This window comes from Oscillatoria sp. HE19RPO (genome assembly GCF_024220515.1).
Lineage (GTDB): Bacteria > Cyanobacteriota > Cyanobacteriia > Cyanobacteriales > Laspinemataceae > Laspinema.
The window spans coordinates 1-21,704 of record NZ_JAMXOT010000242.1 but is presented as its reverse complement, the minus strand read 5'-3'; the positions used below and the strand labels follow the sequence as shown (position 1 = coordinate 21,704).

14 protein-coding genes and 1 pseudogene are annotated in these 21,704 nt (G+C 44.4%); 5 read left to right on the top strand and 10 right to left on the bottom strand.

The features are described from left to right. The 5 genes from NG833_RS21055 to NG833_RS21035 all read left to right on the top strand — a co-directional run. On the top strand, window positions 1-5,358 hold a 5,358-nt coding region (locus NG833_RS21055; protein ID WP_305884999.1), incomplete at its 5' end, for an RHS repeat-associated core domain-containing protein. 86 nt (window positions 5,359-5,444) lie between these two features. Next, entirely contained in the window at window positions 5,445-6,431 is a 987-nt protein-coding gene (locus NG833_RS21050) for an SMI1/KNR4 family protein (protein ID WP_254567235.1), read from the top strand. Window positions 6,432-6,519: 88 nt separating this feature from the next. Next, window positions 6,520-11,208 carry a polymorphic toxin-type HINT domain-containing protein gene (locus NG833_RS21045; protein WP_254567234.1) on the top strand — a complete coding sequence of 1,563 codons (4,689 nt, stop codon included), beginning with the start codon at window positions 6,520-6,522 and terminating at the stop codon, window positions 11,206-11,208. Beyond that, complete coding sequence (locus tag NG833_RS21040; RefSeq protein ID WP_254567233.1) at window positions 11,208-11,504, top strand: hypothetical protein; 297 nt, start codon at window positions 11,208-11,210, stop codon at window positions 11,502-11,504. The genes NG833_RS21045 and NG833_RS21040 overlap by 1 nt, the downstream gene beginning before the upstream one ends. 579 nt (window positions 11,505-12,083) lie before the next feature. Continuing rightward, window positions 12,084-12,527, top strand: a complete 444-nt coding sequence (locus NG833_RS21035) for a hypothetical protein (protein ID WP_254567232.1) — start codon at window positions 12,084-12,086, stop codon at window positions 12,525-12,527. On the opposite strand, the pseudogene NG833_RS21030 reads toward NG833_RS21035, so the two are convergent. The 10 genes and pseudogenes from NG833_RS21030 to NG833_RS20985 form a co-directional block, all read right to left on the bottom strand. Next, window positions 12,502-12,675, bottom strand: a pseudogene (locus NG833_RS21030) (HNH endonuclease); the annotation flags it as partial. The gene NG833_RS21035 and the pseudogene NG833_RS21030 overlap by 26 nt on opposite strands. Before the next feature lie 398 nt (window positions 12,676-13,073). Continuing rightward, entirely contained in the window at window positions 13,074-13,793 is a 720-nt protein-coding gene (locus NG833_RS21025; RefSeq protein ID WP_254567230.1) for a recombinase family protein, read from the bottom strand. 409 nt (window positions 13,794-14,202) lie between these two features. Further along, window positions 14,203-15,237 (bottom strand): ISAs1 family transposase, encoded by a 1,035-nt coding sequence (locus tag NG833_RS21020; RefSeq protein ID WP_254567229.1) that lies wholly within the window; start codon window positions 15,235-15,237, stop codon window positions 14,203-14,205. 592 nt (window positions 15,238-15,829) lie between these two features. Beyond that, window positions 15,830-16,381 (bottom strand): PepSY domain-containing protein, encoded by a 552-nt coding sequence (locus tag NG833_RS21015; RefSeq protein WP_254567228.1) that lies wholly within the window; start codon window positions 16,379-16,381, stop codon window positions 15,830-15,832. Between the two features lie 176 nt (window positions 16,382-16,557). Beyond that, window positions 16,558-17,799, bottom strand: coding sequence for an adenylate/guanylate cyclase domain-containing protein (locus tag NG833_RS21010; protein WP_254567227.1), 1,242 nt, complete (start codon window positions 17,797-17,799; stop codon window positions 16,558-16,560). 100 nt (window positions 17,800-17,899) lie between these two features. Further along, complete coding sequence (locus tag NG833_RS21005; protein ID WP_254567226.1) at window positions 17,900-18,571, bottom strand: Fe2+-dependent dioxygenase; 672 nt, start codon at window positions 18,569-18,571, stop codon at window positions 17,900-17,902. A 197-nt stretch (window positions 18,572-18,768) separates the two neighbouring features. Further along, window positions 18,769-19,020, bottom strand: coding sequence for a hypothetical protein (locus NG833_RS21000; RefSeq protein WP_254567225.1), 252 nt, complete (start codon window positions 19,018-19,020; stop codon window positions 18,769-18,771). A 148-nt stretch (window positions 19,021-19,168) separates the two neighbouring features. Beyond that, window positions 19,169-20,608, bottom strand: coding sequence for a cell wall metabolism sensor histidine kinase WalK (locus NG833_RS20995; RefSeq protein WP_254567224.1), 1,440 nt, complete (start codon window positions 20,606-20,608; stop codon window positions 19,169-19,171). Next, window positions 20,595-21,272: a response regulator transcription factor gene (locus NG833_RS20990; protein WP_254567223.1), complete on the bottom strand. Its 678-nt coding sequence runs from the start codon at window positions 21,270-21,272 to the stop codon at window positions 20,595-20,597. Before NG833_RS20990 ends, NG833_RS20995 begins: the two co-directional genes overlap by 14 nt. A gap of 195 nt (window positions 21,273-21,467) precedes the next feature. Then, the coding region (locus NG833_RS20985) for a hypothetical protein (RefSeq protein WP_254567222.1) at window positions 21,468-21,704 on the bottom strand (237 nt) is incomplete at its 5' end.

Here is a 21,704-nt window from a genome sequence, read left to right as displayed (position 1 = left end):
ACCTTCTTTACTAATGCCACCGATAATATTGGCGTAGAAGGTGTCCAATTGTTTGTGGATGAAGTTCCCGTTACCTTAACTGCCAATGGAGTAGCAACCTACACCCCTTCAAAATTGGGAACCTTAACTGCCAAAGCAGTCGCCGTAGATGCGGCGGGAAATTTAGGTGAAAGTAGCATCGAAATTCGGGTTTATGACCCCAACGACCTAAATCCTCCCATTGTAGAACTCTCTCCCACTTTAGGAGAGGAACCGCTGACCGATTTTACCGACATTATTGGCACGGTAATGGATGACAACTTGACCAATTACGTCCTATCTATTGCACCCGCATCCGGCGGAGAGTTTGTCGAAATTGCATCAGGAAATTCTCAAATAAGTAATGGGAAATTGGCAGGATTTGACCCAACTCTGCTGCAAAACGATACTTACATTTTGCGGTTGACGGCGACGGATGAAAGTGGGAATACTGCTTCTGCGGAACAAATGGTGGATGTTGCTGGGGAGTTAAAATTAGGCAATTTCCGCTTATCGTTTACGGATTTGGAAGTTCCAGTAGCAGGAATTCCGATTAACTTGACACGGACTTATGATACCCTAACTACAAACCAATCCGATGACTTTGGATATGGATGGCGCTTGGAGTTCCGGGATACCGACTTGCGGACTTCTGTGGGACGGGATGAACTGTACGAACAGATGGGGATTCCTTCGGTTGGATTTGAGGAAGGTACGCGGGTTTACGTGACGTTACCGGGTGGGAAACGGACTGGGTTTACGTTCAAACCTGTGATGGATCCGGAGATTGTCAAGGCGTTGCGAATGGGAGCACCTTTACCCCAAAGCATGATTTTCTACAATCCGGCGTTTGAAACAGATGATGGGTCACAGGTGACGTTGAGTGCTCAGAAAACTCAGTTGCTTTACAATCAGGAAACGGGTCAATACTATCATCCGAGTGGGTCGCCTTACAATCCAGCAAATTCGTTCTTTGGTGGGACATATACGCTGACGACGAAGGAGGGGATTGAGTATGAGATTGATGGGACAACTGGCGATTTATTGACGGTGACGGATACGAATGGAAATACGCTGACTTATTCGGATGAGGGAATTTTCAGTTCTACTGGGAAGTCGGTGACGTTTGAGAGGAATGCGGAGGGTCGGATTGTGGCGGCAGTTGACCCGGAAGGGAATAAAATTGAGTATGAGTATGATGAGAATGGGGATTTGGTTGGGGTTACGGATAGGGAGGAGAATACAACAAGGTTTGAGTATCATGAGGAACGCGAACATTATTTAGAAGAAATTATCGACCCGTTGGGACGAACTGGGGTACGGACCGAGTATGATGAGTCGGGTCGCTTGAAGCGGATGCTGGATGTGAATGGTGAAGCGGTTGAGTTGGTTTATGACCCGGATAATTCAACTCAAACGGTGTTGGATGTGTTTGGCAATCCGACGACTTATGTGTATGACGAGCGCGGGAATGTTGTTACTGAGGTGGATGCGGTTGGGTTGGTAACTCGGCGGACTTATGATGAAGATAATAATGTCTTAACCGAGACGGTTGTTACCGAGGAAAGTGGATCCGAAGGGTGGACGACAACTTATACTTATGATGCAGAAGGGAATAAATTATCTGAAATCGACCCGTTGGGGAATGTGACGCGGTGGAGTTACAATCCCTTGGGTCAAGTGTTGACGGAAACCAAACCCCTGGGTCAAACGACGACCTACGAATATGATAGCCAAGGCAATCTTTTATCTACCAATACTTCAACCGGAGCTATCAAGCAAACCTACGATCGCTTTGGAAACATTACGGCAATAATTGATGCCGAAGGACAAAAGACTCAATTTGAATATGATTTCCTCGGTAGAGTAACTCGCCAAATCGATGCACTAGGCAACTCCACCACTTACACCTATAATGCTAATGGACAAACACTGACTGAAACAACCACACTCGCTACCCCCAACGGCTCACGCGCACAAGTCAAAAGCTGGACATATGATGCCGAAGGTCGCGTTACGTCTGAGACCGATCCGCTAGGTAACGTCACCGAATACGAGTATGATAAACTAGGGAATATGACTGCCCTCATTGAAAAGGGTATGAACGATCGCCGTACCGAATATCGTTATGACGCCAAAGGTCAACTTGAAACTACCTTGTATCCAGATGGAACATCCGTACGTTCTGTTTATGATGCAGCGGGTCGAGAAATTGCTAGGATCGACCAAAAAGGACAAACCACCCACTTCATTTATGATGCTAAGGGTCGTCTCATCGAAACGACCTATCCCGATAACACCCCGAATGACCTTTCGGACAACCCCAGAACCCAAACTGAATATGATAAAATGGGTCGCACCAGAGCCTTTGTTGACGAACGGGGTTTTCGCACCGAATATGAATACGATATTGCAGGTCGTCGCATTCTTAAACGCGATGCTCTCAATAACGAAATTAAATATACCTATAATGCAGCCGGAAATCGCCTGAGTGAAACCGATGCTCGAAATTACATAACCCAGTTTGTCTATGACGATCTCGGTCGTCCAACAGAAACTCATTTCCCAGATGGCACTCGTACTATCACTACCTACGATACTATTGGACGGCGCAGTTCTTTTACAGACCAATCTGGTCACACGACCTATTTTGTTTATGATGCGCTGAATCGACCGATTGAGGTAATTCATCCAGATGACACACCTAACGACCTCTCAAACAACCCCAGAACTAAAACTGAATATAACGAACTCGGTTGGGTTACTGCCGAGATTGATGAATTAGGGAATCGCCAAGAATACGAGTATGATGAATTGGGTCGTCTGATTGAGTCTCGAAGCAGTTGTGCTTGCCGTCGCCAAACTTACACTTACGATGCGTTTGGAAATCGTCTGAGTGAAACAGATCCGTTAGGAAATACCACTTTTTTTGTTTATGACAAGCTCAACCGTCTTGTAGAAACACATTTCCCTGATGGCTCTTACATGACGACTACCTACGATGAATTGGGACGCCTCAAAACTCAGACTGACCCTGGTGGAAAAACCACTGATTTTGAGTATGATGCTTTGGGTCGTTTGAGTGCAGTTGTTGATGCACTACAACAGCGAACGGAGTACAACTATGACGATTCTGGCAACTTAATTCAAGCAAAAGATGCTAATCAAAACATTACCCAGTACGAATATGATCCATTGAATCGTCGAACTGCTACCATTTTGCCGTTAGGACAACGTTCTGAGACTACCTACGACCCGGTTGGTAACATTGCCAGTATCATTGATTTCAATCGCAATACTATTACCTACGAGTATGACTCACTTAACCGGATAATTGCTAAATATTTCCCGGACACTACCGCCGTTGAATGGACTTATACGCCAACGGGTCAGATCGAAACCATCGAAGACCAGCGTGGGGTAACTGCTTATGATTACGATGTCCGCGAACGACTGATTTCTCGAATTGACCCTGACAACCAATTCATCCGCTACGGCTACGATGTAGCTGGTAATCGCACTGAGGTGATTGCTCCTACTGGTACGACGAAGTACACTTATGACAAATACAATCAGTTGGAGACAGTTACAGATCCTAATTTGGAAGTGACTCGTTACACTTATGACAAGGCAGGAAATCTTATCCGTACTAACCTACCTAATCATACAGTTGAAACTCGCGAGTATGATGATTTGAATCGGTTGGTGTTCTTAGAAAATAGTGGGCATTCTGGAGTGATTTCCAGTTATCGTTACACTCTAGATCCGGCGGGAAATCGTCAGAGGGTGGAAGAAAATGATGGTCGGGTGGTTGAGTACAATTATGATGCTCTCTATCGTTTGACTCAGGAGAAAATTACCGCTCCCGGTTTGAGCGATCGCATGATTGATTATGCCTACGATGCTGTGGGAAATCGACTCAGCTATCATGATTCTATAGGCGAACTAAAAACCTATACCTACGATCCGAACGATCGATTGTTGAGTGATGGCAGTAGTCGCTACACTTACGATAACAACGGGAATACTTTATCTCGGATTGCAGATGCCACAGATGGAGTGGTTTACAGTTGGGATTATGAGAACCGCTTAGTTGGGGCACAGGTTACTAAACCAACTGGTACTGTTGGTATTGAATATGAGTATAATGCTGATGGGATTCGGGTAGCAACAACAGTCAACGGAGAGGAAACTCGCTATCTGATTGATGCGAATCAGCCTCATGCACAAGTGTTGTCGGAGTATGCTCCTGATGGTACGGTGCAAGCGAATTATGTTTATGGAACCGATCTGATTTCGCAGAATCGGGATGGGGTGCGATCGTTCTACCATGTGGATGGTTTGGGTAGTACGAGGGCTTTGACTAATGCCAGTGGGGTGGTTACGGATACTTATGATTATGAGGCGTATGGAAATTTATTAAGTTCGGTGAGTAATACTGTCAATAACTATCGCTTTGCGGGTGAGCAGTTTGACCCTTATCTGGGTGATTACTATCTGAGGATGAGGTATTATAACTCTGATAGCGGACGGTTTACAACTACAGATCCGTTTGAGGGTTTCTTGAGTGAACCCCTGTCTAGAGCGAAGTATCCTTACGTGCATGGGAATCCGGTGAATGCGATCGACCCGAGTGGCCTCTCTTCTTCAGTAATGGAATTTTCAGCGTTCCAAACAATGCTGAATGCTTTGATAACTCAGTCACTACCTTTGGTTACTGGTGTAGGCATGACTGCCGGAGGGTTAACAGTTCTTCCTATTGCAGTTGTTGCTGTTCTGGCTCGGGCGCACGTTCTGGGTCAAACTTTTCCTACTGATGTTAAGAGATGGGGTGTTCCAATTATCATATGGGGGGGTGGAGATTTACCTCAAACTACAAACCATGTATTTAAGGCTTTGACTGGTTCGGGTTACACGGTGGACAATCCTAGTGGCAATTTACTCGGTTCTCAACTCATCCCTCCTTTATTAAGTAGAATCAAGCCCCCACATTCTAGGTCTTGGTATCCAAATGAAGTTCAATGTAAAGGAAAAACAGGTCGAGATGGAGGAACTCCTACTAAAGTATGTGATGAATATCCTTATGCGTCAACTGCACAAGGAGGGGCAGCTAACTACAGACTAGGTCAAGTTTCGATACATCCTGTACTTGAAACAGAGCAAAGTGTTGGGATAGCCGGGATACGAAATACTCAAGGACTTAGATTAAACGAATTTTACAGACTAGCTAAGGTGGGACATGAAGGGAAAGGGGATTCTACAAGTTGGTATGTTAACTTTGCTTTCCCCTGGGTTAAAACTTTTTGGGTAGACAGAGGAGGAAAACCCAGATATTTTTAAAGGTGATCTACTATAATAGAAAGAATATTTGTTTAAATAGGGATTTTCTGATTTAACAAATAGTTTAACAACCAACAAATAAGTTGGTGAGCAAAGTTAGTTGTGCAATCCAAAAGGTTGTTGTGATGGAAATTTTAATTGAAGCTTTAGAAAAAATAATGAATTGGCTAAAAAAACATCAGCCAGAGTATGCGGCTTCCTTTTTGCCCGGACTTACATCTAGCGAAATTGAAGCAGCAGAAGCTGAATTTGGATATAAATTACCTGAAGAAATTTATGCCCTTTACCAGTGGCGAAATGGAACCGAAAAAGATGTTAAAGCAGTATGCTTTCCTCCTCCCCTGCAAATTTTGCCTCTTTCTACAGCTATTGAGTATAGTAAAGGGTGTACTGAACATATTTTAGAAGATAAAAATGTTTTAGAGGAAAGTAAATGGTATGAAACCAGCCCTTTGTTTGTATTTATTCAATCCAATTGCGATTTTTGTGCTGTTCCTATTATTGACTTTCACAGAGAAAAAATACCAGTAGTGGTTTTGGGTGAAGGGGAACTGCCTTCTATTCTGTATACCAACTTGACTGACATGATGTTGACATTAGCAGAGTGTTATGAAACCAATGCCTATTACTTAGGCGAAGATGGATACATTGAAGAAGATGAATGCAAAACGGCTGAGGTTTTACGCAAATACAATAATGAACTTAATGAAAAAGCAATTTCAGGCTTTAAATCTATTTTGTCAAACCCCCTCGATTTTTCGACTTTAGATTATGAAAGTAGTAATTTTAGAAAATTAAGCAACAATATTAATGATTTTGCAAGTGTTATTGGTAGATTCAAAGATCCAGAAGGGGTTAATTTGTTATTGGAGGCTTTACAGACGTGGAGTCAAGCTAAAGGCCGATACATTTCTAAGAACATAGTTTGTTCTTGTGTGATAAGAGCTTTAGGTGAAACCTGTGATGATAGAGCGTTACAACTTCTAACTAATTTGCCAGACAATTCTCCATTTTTCAGGGAAGAGGCTCAAGCAGCTTTGTTAAGGTTCAGGCTAATGCGTAGAAATATGTAATCATTCAACCTCAAAAGAAAAGAACAATGACACTGAGAAAAAGCTCCCTTTCAGCGATGAGAAGATTTTCAGTTATACTGGAAAGTCGGTGACGTTTGAGAGGAATGCGTCGGGTCGGATTGTGGCGGCGATCGACCCGGAGGGAGAAAGAATCGAGTATGAATATGATGAGAATGGGGATTTAGTCGGGGTTACGGATAGGGAGGAGAATACGACTCGGTTTGAGTATCACGAGGAACGAGAACATTACTTAGAAGAAATCATTGACCCGTTGGGACGAACTGGGGTACGGACGGAGTATGATGAGTCGGGTCGCTTGAAGCGGATGCTGGATGTCAATGGCGAAGCGGTTGAGTTGATTTATGACCCGGATAATTCAACTCAAACGGTGTTAGATGTGTTTGGCAATCCGACGACTTATGTGTATGACTCGCGGGGTAATGTTCTGACCGAAGTTGACTCCAAAGGTGGAATCAATCAATACACATACGATGAGGACAACAATCTCCTCAGCGAAACCGATCGCGACGGAATCGTTACCCAATATACTTACGATAGTAACGGCAACATCACCAGTACCTCTGACGGAGATGGCAAGATCACCCGCATGAGTTACAATCAATACGGGCAAGTCCTCTCCATCGTCTCCCCCACAGGATTAACCGTATCCTATAAATACGACAGTCGCGGGAACCTCATCGAAAGCACCGACACCGATGGATTAACCACAACTTACGTTTACGACAACACCGGAAAACTTATCCGTCAAGTTGCACCCGACGGACAAACAATGGAATGGGGTTACGACACCTTTGGCAACCCCACTCGCATGGTAGACACTCAAGGTAACGAAGTCAATGCCACATACGATCGCAACGGTCGAATGCAAAATGCCAGCATGGACTTTTTCGTTGACGGTGAAACTCACACCCTCAGTCGCAATTTTACCTACGACAAAGAAGGTCGTACCCTCTCGGGTACCAACTCTCAAGGAAATACCCAGTCCCAAACCTACAACGAACTCGGGAAAGTGGCCTCCACCACCGATATCCTAGGTAACGTTACTCTCTACGACTACAACGATAAAGGTCTATTGACTCGGGTAACTCTGCCAGACTACACCCCAGACAATCCCAACGACAATCCTCAAATCCTCAAAGAATACGATGCAGCAGGTCGTTTGGTAAAAGAAACATCACCCCTCGGTTTAGTTATTGAGTACGTTTACGATGAACTGGGTCGAACTAGCGAAACCATCTTACCCGATTTAACCCCCGACAACCCCTCCGACAACCCCCGCATTCAAACGGAATATACCCCAGCGGGAAGAATCGCTCGTCAGCGCGATATTTTGGGCAACTGGACAAGTTTTGATTACGACCACCTCGGTCGGTTAATCAAAGAAACCGATGTCTTCGGAAATCACACCACAACCACCTACAACTTAGGCGGTCAAATCGCTTCGATTACCGATGTTCGTAACCGCACCACCAACTTAGTTTATGACGAAAAATCTCGTCTGAAAGAAGCTGTTTTATTCGACCAAACTAAGTTTTCCCTCACCTATGACTCCCTGGGAAGAGTCGCCTCAGAAACCAACCCATTAGGACAAACAACTCGCTACGAATACGATGACTTCGGTCGAGTCAATGTCGTTATCGACCCCCTCAACCAACGCACCGAAGTGGAGTACGATAACCGAGGCAACTTGACGAAGGTACACAATGCCCTGGGTCAAATTACGCGCTATGAATATGACGAATACGGTCGGCAAACTGCCACTGTATTCGCCAACGGCGACCGCGTGGAAATGGGGTACGATAATTTCAACCGGCAGATAACTGCTAAAGATGAAAATGGCAACATTACCCAGTACGAGTACGACAACTTCAACCGAACTACGGCGATTGAATTAGCTGAGGATGCTCGCACCCGTTACAATTACGATAATTTGGGTCAGCTCATTAAAATTGAGGATGCGCTCAATCGCAGCACTCAGTTCGAGTACGATGATTTCGGTCGGATGGTGACAACTATCTTACCAATGGGACAGCGCTCTGACACCGTTTTCGATAACTTAGGTTTCCTCGGAAGCTACACCGATTTCAATGGGGATACTATTCATTATGATTACGATAATTTCGGTCGGTTGCAACAGAAGACATTTAGCAATCCCGATATCGCTGCGGTTGGCTACACTTACGACCCTGTAACTTCTCAAATGCGGACCGTGAGTGACGGTCGAGGAGTGACGAGTTACGAATATGACAATCGCGACCGACTCTCTCAAATTACCAACCCAGATGGCAAGGCAATTGGGTACGGTTACGATGTTTTAAATAACGTCACGTCCCTAACAACAGAGTCGGGAACGACCTCCTACACTTATGATGCTTTAAATCGGTTGGACTGGGTGAAAGATGGCAGCGAAGTTTTAGCAGATTACGATTATGATGCTATCGGAAACTTAGTCCAAACAACTCGTGCCGATGGGACGGTAGAAACTCGCAGCTATGACAATCGCTCTCGCCTCACCGATATCGAAACTTTAAATTCGGTGGGTCAGGAAATTTCTAGTTTCTCTTATACCCTAGATGGAGTTGGCAACCGAACCCAAGTAGTGGAACATGGCGGTCGCACGGTAAATTACGCTTACGATTCAGTGAACCGTCTGCTTCAGGAAAAGATTTCTCCAGAAAACCAGACTATCGATTATACCTACGATTTAGTGGGCAATCGGCTGTCCCGTAATGATTCGGTTCTCGGGTTGACCACTTATGATTATGATGCGAATGACCGATTGACTCAGATGTTGTCCGCTGGGGTAACGACCCAGTTTACCTACGATAACAATGGTTCGATGTTGAGTCGTTCTAACGGACTCGAAACCGTGACTTATGACTGGATTAACGATGGGGAAAATCGCTTAGTTGGAGTCAATTCAACTGATGCGGGGGGGAACCAGCGCGTTAATTACGTTTATGATGCTCAGGGGAATCGGGTTGCAAGTATCGGTGATGGGGTGCGGACAAATTACTTGGTGACTCCGGGTGGGTTGTCGCAAGTGTTGGCAGAGTATGACTCTAATGGACGGGTTACAACGGACTATACCTATGGTTTGGGGTTAGTACGTTCGGTTGAAGGGGGTTCTGACTCGTTCTACCACACCGATGGTTTGGGTTCGGTACGGATGTTGACCGATACGACAGGTTTGGTAAGCGATCGCAATAGCTACGATGCTTATGGAATGTCCCTGTCTAATTCTGATGGAAGCTATCAATTTGCTGGGGAGCGTCGGGATGCGGAAACTGGGTTGGATTATTTGCGTGCCCGGTATTATGACCCGGAATTGGGACGGTTTATTTCTAAGGATGCGTTTGCGGGTTTCTTAAATGACCCAATGAGTCAACATGATTATCAGTACGCTCATGCCAATCCGGTTAATAATACTGACCCAACTGGGTATTTTACATTGCCCGAGGTGGTGACTGGCATTAGTTTTGGTGCGATTCTGGTGAGTGTGGGTTCCTCCCTTGGGTATGTGGGAGGTCAGTACGCAAATGGGGGTAGCATCTCAGGGGATGAAGCGCTGGTGATGTTCGACCAGTGGGTAGCGGGTTACGCGCATGGGGTTTCTGGTGGAATTACGACGGCAATTCGCCGGGAGGATTACGGGGAAATCCAAGAGGGCGACCATGCGTTCCTATGGAATATGGGGAATCTGGCGGGAATTAGTACCTCGTTCATTCTGGGTTTCCAGCTACCTGCTGCCCTTGCGGGTCAGATGGGGGCGACGAAGTGGGGGACGACTTTTGCCACGGGTATTGCAGCGGCGGGAGAAGGATATGGGATTTATGAAGCTGGAATGGGTTTGGCAGACGGTCAATGGGATTATACCGATGTCTTTAATTTGCTGAGTTTGGTTCCTTATGCAGTTCCAGCAGTTACGGGTGTTGCGAATTCTCTGGGGACGATGCGGGCAGCTAATCGTGCTGCTGGTGGGGTAGCGGATGATGTAGGTCGTGCCGCTGGTAGTGTTGATGATATGCTGCGGTCTTCTCAGAAGACACAAATGGCTACCGATATACCTAATCCTAGTGCTTGCTTCGTGGCAGGTACTGAGATTCTGACGCCGGAGGGCGAGAAGGATATTGAGGACATTGAGGTTGGAGATTGGGTAATTGCGGATGACCCAACTACACCTGGGGAGATTGAGAAGCGGCAAGTTTTGCAGACGTTTGTCCGCGAGACTGATGTTTTGGTGGATTTGTATGTGGATGGGGAGGTAATTTCGACGACTGAGGAGCATCCGTTCTGGGTGCCGGACAAGGGTTGGGTTGAGGCTGGGGATTTACAAGTTGGGGACTTGTTCCAGACGGAAGATGGTGTTATTATTGATTTGGATGGAGTTGAGCGAAGAGAAGGTGAGTTTCAGGTCTACAACTTTGAGGTTGAGGATTTTCATACTTATTTTGTTTCTGAGCTTGAGATTCTTGTTCATAATGCTTGCAACCCGTATGTAAGTAAGAATACCAACGAACTTACGAAATCTCGAACATCTTATCAAAACTTGATTGATGAACACCAGAAAAAACTTCAAAATTATATAGATAATCCGGATGCTTATGATAATAAAAGTATTTTGAAAAATGCAGACCCAGAATTACGTAACAAAATTATAGAAGGACGTAAAAAATCTCTCCAAAAACAAATAGATAAACAAATGGGAGAACTGAATAAAATAGAAGAAGAGTTAAAAAACCGAGGAGTTATTTGATGACCATAAAAATTAGTGTAAATGAAATTCATTTAATTTTTGAACAATTGATTCAAAAATTTCAATTAGATCGAATTGAATCTTTAGAAATTGACACTGACTACTACTGGATTGTGACGACGGATGAATGGGAGGATTTTGATTCTACATCACCCTCACCTGCGGTAGGATCTCTATTAGATGATTGGACTTCTTTGCAAGCTGCTCTAAAAAACAACCAAATTACTTACTTAGACTTGGAGCGTTTGGCTAGCATTTTAAGGGCATTATCGGAGACAATTGCTCCATCCAAATAACCGTGTAATTATAATATGAAGGCAAGGATTTATGTCAACAAATTGCGTCCCCTGTGAGACTGATTGAACCGGGTCAGCAGAGAGGAAAAATTGGCGTTTTCTAAGGGGATAGCTCAATGAAGTCAAACAGAAAGAACCCGAAGTTCTCATTGGGACAAAAGGGATAAAAACTTAGCTTCCGGGAGGAGTATTAGATAACATTCATGCCCCATAGAACTGGCGTTGCACATAGACGGAATGATTCACTTGGGCAGGGGTATAGTATGGAGTTTTAGGTAGTAAATAACCACTTTAATCGAAATCTCGAACATTCCGGCGAATTTTGAATAATCCAAAGTTTTTCAAGAGTAAATATGTCAACAGTTAAACCACATTAAATAAATTTAATTTACAAAGGTCCGACAATAATAATTGAGGGTATTTGACCGAGGGTCATTAATAAACCTTCAACATAAGGCCCACCGCATTAAACCTCAAACCTTCTCAACCTGCCCGACCAAAACCCCGCCAATCTTGCCCACTTTTACAAACTGCCAGCACCCGCGAGTAATAAACGTCCGAACCCTTTCGACAATACTTTTGACTTCCCGTTCAGGAGCCGCCATCGTTGCTGTGGGTTTTCGCTTAGAAACGTTTGGGCTGACATCCATTCATAAGCACAGTAGCCGCACAGGTTCCGTGGGTTCGCAACGCGCTACTGCAATCCCTGCTTCAACGCCACCCTCGATGCAGCGCACAGATATCGACATAGTGGGGGGCGCAGTAATGACAACAATCACCCTGGGGAAGTTGGGGGAGATGGTTGAGTTGCGATCGCCCTTCCCAAGTGCAACTCATCCCACCGTCACCCATTCACCAACACCGGCTGAATCCACCGCCACTCCCGCTGCTGCCGTCCCTCCCGGGGTAAAGCCGAGAGATAGAGTCGAGGGGAATGTTACCATTCCACCCCTCTCTTCCGAAACCGGGAAGAGCGATTTTCACCGCACACGGCTACTCAATGTGCAATCCCTTTGTCAATAACAGCTGGTTGACTGCCGTCAGTAGCAGTCTTTTCATGGTGGCAATGTCGATGTAATAGCTGAAGATTAACCCACTCGTCTTTTCCTCCTTGAGAAAGTGGGATTTTATGGTCAACCTCCATTACATTTCCTGAAAGAAAGTGTAGTCCACACCAAGCGCACTTACCTTGTTGTTATTTTAAAAGTATCGCTTGTCTGTTAGGTAATTCAGGATGTCTGCCTAACCTTCTACTCCAATAAACTAAGTCGCCATCATAGGGGCTTTTATCACCTTTCACCAACAGATGTTTGTTACTACGGGTCGCAAACTCTGTGTGTAAAATTAGCTTTTTTGCCTCATCCCCTCTGGTCACAAATACCCAGTTTCTCTTGCCGATTGCTCGCCAATATAGACCCTGAGCTTTTTTGACATTAAGAGTGCGACGTTTGGCCCATCTCCGAAGTTAAAAAAATGCTTAGTGCGTATGTAATCGCGTATTCTAGTAGGGAAGATGCCGTCCTTACCCCTTAAGGCTTCTATGATGTCCTTTCCTAAATTGCTCATGTTTTAAGCTACTTGGTGGATATCATTTTCTAGGATTCCCTTAATAGTAGCGGCATACCATTGAACCCCGCCACGCTTGGTTTTGTAACCGAGTTCGGTGAGCTTAGAACAGATCGCCCTTAACGACTTCCCTGCTGCCTTCATAGCCTTCATGATGCCGATCGCTTCCTGCTCAGAAGGGTCCTCTACCATTTGTCCAGACTCATCAGTGACGTAACCGTAGACAGGGCGGGAGTAAACTTGTTTACAAGATTTCTTATGTTGGATAGCGTCTTTAGTCCGTTGTTTACAGAGATTTCTCTCCAGTTCCGCAAAACCGGCGATCATCGTCAACATCATCCGGCCCATCGGGCTGGACGTATCCAAGCTCATCCCATTGAAGTCTAAGAGGTGGAGTGATGCCCCCAGCTTATCCCAATTGTCAACGCTGGTGAGGGCATCGGCGGCACTCCGGAACAGCCGGTCAAGTTTGACCGCCACAATATTTTTGACCTGGCGCGATCGGACCAACTCTACCAAGTGGCTACCACCGGGACGGGTTGAGAGGAATTTCCCCGCGCTAACGCCATTATCAATAATCGTTTCGACTACCCTGAGACCCGCTTGTTTACAGTAGGCCGTAAGTTTTTCTACCTGTGCCGGGATACTGACGCCCTCTTTAGCTTGCTCATCGGTGCTGACTCGAATATAGATTACTGTACTGTTATCAAACCCTTTCGTCATGGCCCCTACCTTTCCTCTTTGATGTAAACAAAGCTGGACAGTGAAAAGTTCTGTGAGATCACTAATTAGGGGCCTTCAACTATCCAGTTCGTCTCTGTATGGCCATAAGCATGAATGACTCTTTGGCGTGAAGGAATTTTGTCAAAAGTAAGCTGGATAGACTTTCCGCTAAAATAGAAGGACCCGATTGGAGCAGAGTCAGGCGAACAACTTGTTCACGCTTGATCACCACTGTTTGAGACGGTTCTGAACCACCCGGAAAAACTGATCCAAATCGTCTCGGGCATTTCTAGGCTCAAGACTTGTAAAATTCCCAAAACTAAAGCATTTAAATCAGGGCTATTTCATTCTAAACAACTCCTTAATTAGTTTAAGGCCAAATCCTGCCAGACGTTGGGCTTGAGCCCTATTATGAAATCCATAATCGCGGTATATGTGAGCGTGCAAAATTTCGAGCGATCGCCCAAATTTGAACCAAGGGTTTTGTTCTTACACGAGAAGCATCTTCACCTTGAGTTACATCCCGGACATAATGAACCTTGTTTTCGACTCCCCAATAACCTCGAATCCGCTTTGCAAATTCTTCAGCCGTTTCAATCAAAGAGGAAACATAAAACCGAATTTCAACACTGGGTTCAATAATATTTGCTCGATGGACTTCGCGGGGTGAAATAACACGAATTACGGTTTTTATTCCAGGAACTTCAGGAATATTATCTAACTGATTACTAATACTGACTGTGCGTTTTTCAACTGGACCATGACCCACATTATTCGATTCATGAGTCTGAATAGATTTAAAATTGGCTTGGACTGCTTCAAGTAGACCCGATTGGTTGCCTTTGAGCGCCCCAATATAGTCATTCCCACTGTCTACGATGACTTGAGCCGTTTTTTTTTGGGTACTGATTGCATCAAAAGCGAACACTACACCCTTGAGGGCCATATCTTTGATAAATGCGGGTAAGGCCGTGATTTCATTAGTTTTTGAATCAACTTCGTATGGATTGAGAATCAGCCCTCGTTCTACGATGTAGGCACTTACTAACATAATGGCTGGATGAGAATCTACATCAGCGTCGTCATTAATAGCTTCATAGGACCCTCGTAAAACTTTACCGTCCACTGCAATAGTTTCGCTCTGTATTGGGTCAATCCCAAAAAACCGGGATAAACAAGCTGAGTAGCGTTGCTGATCAATTCGTAATAACGTTCGTCTTATCGTACTGTAAGAGGGTAAGCGGGTTTTTTCAGGTTTGAACAATTCCAACAGTTCATCATGGTAGGCTTTTAACCAATCTCCAATCGCTATAAAACCCCGATTTCCTGCCGCAACGGCCAGGGGAAATAAGGCTAGACAGAGGCTTTGTTGATGACGCATTCCTGCTCTACGACGGCAATCCTCAAGATCCGCAAATGCTTCAACAATTGTTATCTGGGACATTTTGACATGAACCCTCAGTGAGATTAATCTGTTATTCTATCAGGTCTTACACTAGAATGAAATAGCCCTGAATTTTAGGGACTTTACAAATCATCAAATTAGAAATGTACGCTTGCATTGGGAAGAGTTTTTCCGGGTGGTTTAGAACCGTATATAGCAGTGATCATCAAGGGTGAACCAGCAGTCTGATTCGGATCCAATCTGCCCCATCTATTTTAGCAGAAAGTCCACCCAGCTTACTTTTGAAAAATTCTTTCACGCCCAAGAGTTATTCATGCATACGGCGATACACAGAGGAACTGGACAGTTGAGGGACCCTAATTAATTGTTTCACAGAACTTTTCACTGTCTAGTTAATAAATCTATCAATCACATCCTTTTCAGTTTTGTCATCTGAGTGAAATGTAACCTTCATTTATTCGGTTTCGTTAGCTGCCATAACATATTTATGATTTTCACCCCTAGCGCTTGCAGGTTGACCCCAGAAACCTGGTTTCTGCCTCAGAAAAAGAAACCGGGTTTTGGGGATAGCTATTCCTAAACATTACAGCTTGGTTAAAAACTCCGGTTTCTGGGTCCCGGTTTCTAGTTTTTAAACCGGACGTTTGCGGAAAATTCTTGTCATTTGAATGCCCGTGATTAATAAAGCTATTAAACTTCCTCCGACTAATAACACATAAAAAGCCTTGAAAGTAGGACCGAAATATGAGCCTTGATGAATTTGTAAGAGGATAGAAGCTTGTTTCCCCGATAGACCAAACCAAGCCCTCCCTAGACGATAAGCAATCCCGGTGATGGCACTAACCAAGAGGGGCAAAAATGCGATCGGTGCTAGGAAGCGATGAAACCACCTCCAGTCTTTTTTTGGCTGATATTTTGAGGTTTTACCCTGCCATTTTATCAGGGTAAAACCTGTGACAATCATGCCCAATAACCCCAGCCCAACTAATAACACATAAACCGGAACTAGGGGTTTACCCAAAAATCTTCCTTCGTGAATGTTCAGAAAAATCTCAGCGATTTCTGAGGGAATGCCGAACCAAGTTCTGCCTAGTCGATAACCGATGCCGGTTAATGCAGAAAGGATTAAGGGAATAAAGACAATGGGAGCAGATTTTCGGTGAAGTTTTCGGAAGTTAATCATCGTTATTTTCCTGGGGAATTCTCAAAAATGTTTAACAATAGACTTCTTGCAAAATTCTTTAAAGCCCCCCTTCTTAAGGGGGGTTGGGGGGATCAATCCTTTTTTTTGCAAGAGGTCTAATATGACTAGGCGATCAAGAAAATCTTGATTCAATTCTTTTGGGTAAAGTTATGATTTTATTCAACTAATACCCAGCTTTTCATTTCGGTGTTTTTTCCTTTAAGTTGATGGGTTCGGCAATCCTTAACTTGAATCTGCTGTTTTAATCTTTGATAAACAATATCTGACACGGTAATTTCTCCGGCTAAGGTGGTACCTTCTAAACGCTTGGCTGTATTGACTACATCACCAATTACTGTATAAGTACGGACATCTTCTCCGCCAAATAATCCCTCAACGACTTCTCCAGAGTGAACGGCACAACCGACCCCAAGTTGATAGGATGAAAGAGCTTCTTTGGCGGCTTTTTGCATAGCTTTTGCGGCGGAAACTGCTTGCTCTGGAGTTGAATAAATTGCCATGACTTCATCAGCCGTAAAAGTGACGCGCAATGGGAGGAAAAGATAAGCTGCTAATTCAGTGTGCTGATAATAATTGTTGAGGATATTGGCAACAATATCGGGGGGGCTTTGTTCACACCAGGTGGTGAAGCCACGAATGTCCATGAATAATATTGAGCGATCGCACCTTTGAAACTTTAATCCTTGAGGATTTTTGACCAATGTTTCTACGACATGAGTTCCCATGCCCCACTGGGCTAAATTTCGCAGTAATTCCGATGTTTTTTTTAGCTCTTGCTGCTGCACCACAATTTGCAGTCGCTGAAATCCTAGTAACAGCCCAATTAATACTAGACTGCTAGTCAAAAATACATGGGTATTCCTATCCGTAAATTGAGCAAGCATTTCTCTGGTAATCCAGTCCCTGGAATTTTCTCCTGAGCTGACTACTAAATAAAATGCTAAAACCATCAGCATCCGCACTACACTTTCTAAGGGGATAATCCAGCGTTCTAGGGCATTTTTCCAGCGATATCGCGCAAACTGAAGTCCCGCAATGGTTAAAGAAAATGCCCAAAATACTAGATGAGATGGCTCTGCAAAAAACTCACTGCCATCGACTTGCAAATCAACTAATGTGTAAAGTGTGACTCCGATTAAATTACCAAATAGTGGGAAAGCATTCCGCCTCGATAAGTAGGCCGTTTGGATCAGCATTGCTACAATCAGCAGATAATCCGTTGGATCATGGAGGTAATCCTGCCAACCGTAAATAGCAATATCTGATAAGTTTTTCAGGACTAAAAAATGTCCGCTGTTGCCTAAAAATTCTCCGACAAAAGCTGATAAGCGATCGCTGTACTTGGCCGGAAGATGAATTTTTTTGATGATTTGGATAAAGTTGGCAATTTTATGCATTGATAAATCCCCTGAACCCCATGAAATATCCCAGAACCGAAAACCATGAATATGTTTAGATGCATCGTCCTAAAAAATAGTGATAGTTGGATAATTTGGGTTAAATATCCACCCATTGCCGCAGTAAGTTGGCGTGGGTTTTGCACAGTAAATCGAATTCTACGGTTTTGCCATATTGCTCAAATATTGACTTTCTAACCGTATCGAGTTCAAAGAGAATTTCCCGTTGCTGAACATCGCGAACCAGACTCTGAACCCAAGTCACCGCAGCAAAACGAATTCCCTGGGTTACTTCGGTAACTTGATGGAGAAAGGTCGAAGGATAAACAATCATGGACCCTGCCGCGAGTTTAAACGATTGTTCACCCAGACTGGTATCGATGACTAATTCACCGCCTTGATAGGTATCTGGATCGCTGAGAAATAGGGTTATGGATACATCCGATCGCACCAATTTTCCATCGCCCATAATGGCATTATCAGTATGCCAACCATAAGACATTCCCGGTTCATAAGAACTAAATAAAATTGGCCGAATTGTTTTGGGACGAACGGAGGCTTTAAATAGGGGGTTTTGCAAGATTGCAGTATGCACAATTCCCCTGAGTTTTTTGGCGACCTCTGTATCTCCTTTCAATTGATAGTTATCTTTAACGGGTTTCGCATACCTCCCAGCGGTGAGTTTACCCTCGACAAATTCAGCATCTTTCCAAATGCCCTGAATCTCGTCTAACTGTTCTGGGGTGAGAACTTGCTCAATACATAAAATCATGGAATTAAGGCCAAATTTAGCTAAAAAAGATTGATGATTTCATCGGAACTAATGATTTGAAAATATAGGGAGGGATACCCTAGCCCTGAACTCTGATTCAAGACTAGGAAAATCCCTGATCCAATCAAATCGTGATGAGCAAAAAATGCTTAAGATGGTTCAATTGTTGTTACCAACGAGACCACAGTGGCAATACACTAAGATTCGCCATCTTCGCCATCTTCGCCATCTTCGCCATCTTCGTCATCTTCGCCATCTTCGCCATCTTCGCCATCTTCGCCATCTTCAGTTGCGCCTGGAGGAGCGCCGCCCTCTTCTCCATCATCTTGAATGGTAGGAGCTGGGGGAGTTTGTTCTCCTTCTGTCTCATCACCGGGCTGACCGGCACAGGCGGCCACGGTTGTCGCGAGGCCAAGACTGAGAAATAGTGCAACAGCTTTAGATTTCATAGCCAATTTGTAAGCGTGATTATTGTGGATCAGAAGTGATCATAAGGTAATTATAGGAAACAAATAGTAAAAATCTGGGAAAGAAAAGAAACTGGGTTTCTGCGATAATTTTGGCTGAACAGCGAGATTGAATGAAGAAACCCGGTTTCTAGGCCCCGCCCCGGGTTTTGGGCGATCGCGGTGGTCCCGGGAGGGGGATTTTCACCTGAAAGCAGCTTCCTTGACTGAGTTGACTCTGTACGGTGATGTCACCGCCATGAGTCTGGGCGATGGTTTTGGCGATCGCCAGTCCTAAACCCGATCCCCCGTGATGTTGGCTTCTGGCTTGGTCAGCGCGCCAAAAGCGATCGAAAATATGCGGTAATTGGTCGGAGTTGATGCCAATGCCGGTGTCTTCAATCCTGACTAAAGCATGGGTGCGGTTGCGCTGCAATGAAACGATGACGGTGCCCCCAGATGGGGTATATTGCAGGGCATTAGCTAATAGATTGGTAAAGAGGCGAGATAACTCAGAGGGGTCGGCATAAACTTCTAGGTTAGGGATAAGTTGAGATTGCAAATTTAGGTTCGCCGACTCAGCCCGATCGCTGTACAAATCTACCAAGTCTTCCAATATTTCATCAAGGGCAATTTGTCGCCATACCGCGCGATCGGGGGCTTGGCGATCCAGGCGAGCCAATAGGAGCAAATCATCCACCAGTTGGCTCATTTGGGCTGACGCACTGGCGATCGCCTTCAGCTTTTCCACATCAGCCGGATGAACTCGTTCTGGGTGACTTTGCATCACTGCGATCGATGCCCGAATTGCTGTCAATGGGCTTCGCAATTCATGGGAAGCATCCGAGGTAAACTGTTTCAGTTGCTCAACACTCCGCAAAATTGGCTTGAGTGACTCGCGAGTGAGCCAAAAGCCGCCCATTGTCACCAGTCCAGAAACAATCGCCACTCCAGCCATTAACCCTTGCTGGAACCGGCGCAACTCAGCGTTTAACAAATCCATTGATTTGGTAGCTCGCACATAGCCTAATAATTGCTCTGATTTTGCCCCCGCATAAACCGGCAAAATGAAACTCCGAATATTTCCCTCTTCAAGAATTTGTCCTTTGGGTGCTACAATTTTAGGCAAAGATTGGGTCGTGAAAAAGTTTCCTTCTCGCACCATTAACTGTTGTTTGCTATCAAACCATTCAACCCCTTGGTCGTCAGATATTAGGGGATTAGGCACAAAAGCGGGAATGGAGTAAACGCGATATTTATCCATCAGTTGAGATAAGCTAATGGGTCCAAAAGTGCCATCAGCATTCTTAGGAATATATCCTTGATATTCGTCTTCTGTAGTTACCTCTTCATATTCATGTTGAATAATTTCTAAGGTACTGGCAGATGTCCCCGCAATCTGATGCAAAGAGGCATTTAATTGTTGATTGAGGTCTCGGGCAACGATAGCATAAACCGCCGTACAAAATGCCCCTAAAGTCGTGGCAATTACCAATAAATATGACAGCAACAGCCGAGTTTGTAACCGGCTAAACTGACCCTGAGAGATTGGCTTAGAGATTGGCTTAGAGATTGGCTTAGAGATTGGCATTGAGTCGATATCCCAAACCATAAACGTTTTCAATGAAATTTGCGGGAGCCCCTGCCGCCTTCAGCTTTTGGCGGAGGCTGCGTAAATGCACTTTGACGGTTTCTTCTCCGGGCATATCTTCAAAAGCCCAGACTCTTTCTAAAATAACACTGCGGCTGAGAACGCGACTGCCATTGCGTAAAAATAACTCTAACAAAGCATATTCTTTCGGGGTGATATTTAGGGGCTTGTCTTCATACATCACCTGACATTCATTGGGATTTAGCCTTAGTTTTTCCCACTCCAAAATTGGCGAAAATGTTACAGTTTGTCGTCGCAACAGCGCGCGAATTCGGGCTAACAATTCGGGTAAATCAAAGGGCTTTACCACATAGTCATCGGCCCCGACATCCAATCCCAACACTTTATCACTACTGGTATCTCGGGCGGTCAGCATCAAAATTGGGGTTTTATTTCCTGCGTTTCTTAGCTGCCGACATACGGAAATTCCATCGAGTTTGGGCAGCATTAGATCGAGAATGATTAAGTCAAAGGTATCCGTTTCGGCAAAATTCAACCCCAATTCACCATCCCTGGCGATTTCTACTACATAGCGGCGATCTCTTAAAGCTTCGGCAATGGCCTCCGAAATGCGAATATCATCTTCAATCAACAAGATTTTCATATCAAAAATAATGGCTCTTTAGGCTTTGGGTTAATCAAGTTTTAAAGTTGATTCTTGGGTTGTAATTATTGTTGATGTAATGAAATAATTTTAGCTTTAATCGGGGATAAAAAATAACTGCAATTATTATCCCAAAACCAATTAGATATAGGACTAGGGGCTAAGAACATGACGACGGAATTTAGGGCAGGGAACTTATGAAGGATAACGACTGAAGTCGTTACTACGAACTTTGACCAGATAACGACTGAAGTCGTTACTACGAACTTTGACAAGATAACGACTGAAGTTTTTACTACGAACTTTGACCAGATAACGACTGAAGTCGTTACTACGAACTTTGACCAGATAACGACTGAAGTCGTTACTACGAACTTTGACCAGATAACGACTGAAGTCGTTACTACGAACTTTGACCAGATAACGACTGAA

Excerpts from the sequence above, each read along its gene's own strand:
- NG833_RS21040 (WP_254567233.1), top strand. The coding sequence starts at position 11,208 with ATGACCATAAAAATTAGTGTAAATGAAATTCATTTAATTTTTGAACAA.
- NG833_RS21025 (WP_254567230.1), bottom strand. The coding sequence starts at position 13,793 with ATGACGAAAGGGTTTGATAACAGTACAGTAATCTATATTCGAGTCAGC.
- NG833_RS21020 (WP_254567229.1), bottom strand. The coding sequence starts at position 15,237 with ATGTCCCAGATAACAATTGTTGAAGCATTTGCGGATCTTGAGGATTGC.
- NG833_RS21015 (WP_254567228.1), bottom strand. The coding sequence starts at position 16,381 with ATGATTAACTTCCGAAAACTTCACCGAAAATCTGCTCCCATTGTCTTT.
- NG833_RS21010 (WP_254567227.1), bottom strand. The coding sequence starts at position 17,799 with ATGCATAAAATTGCCAACTTTATCCAAATCATCAAAAAAATTCATCTT.
- NG833_RS21005 (WP_254567226.1), bottom strand. The coding sequence starts at position 18,571 with ATGATTTTATGTATTGAGCAAGTTCTCACCCCAGAACAGTTAGACGAG.
- NG833_RS21000 (WP_254567225.1), bottom strand. The coding sequence starts at position 19,020 with ATGAAATCTAAAGCTGTTGCACTATTTCTCAGTCTTGGCCTCGCGACA.
- NG833_RS20995 (WP_254567224.1), bottom strand. The coding sequence starts at position 20,608 with ATGCCAATCTCTAAGCCAATCTCTAAGCCAATCTCTAAGCCAATCTCT.
- NG833_RS20990 (WP_254567223.1), bottom strand. The coding sequence starts at position 21,272 with ATGAAAATCTTGTTGATTGAAGATGATATTCGCATTTCGGAGGCCATT.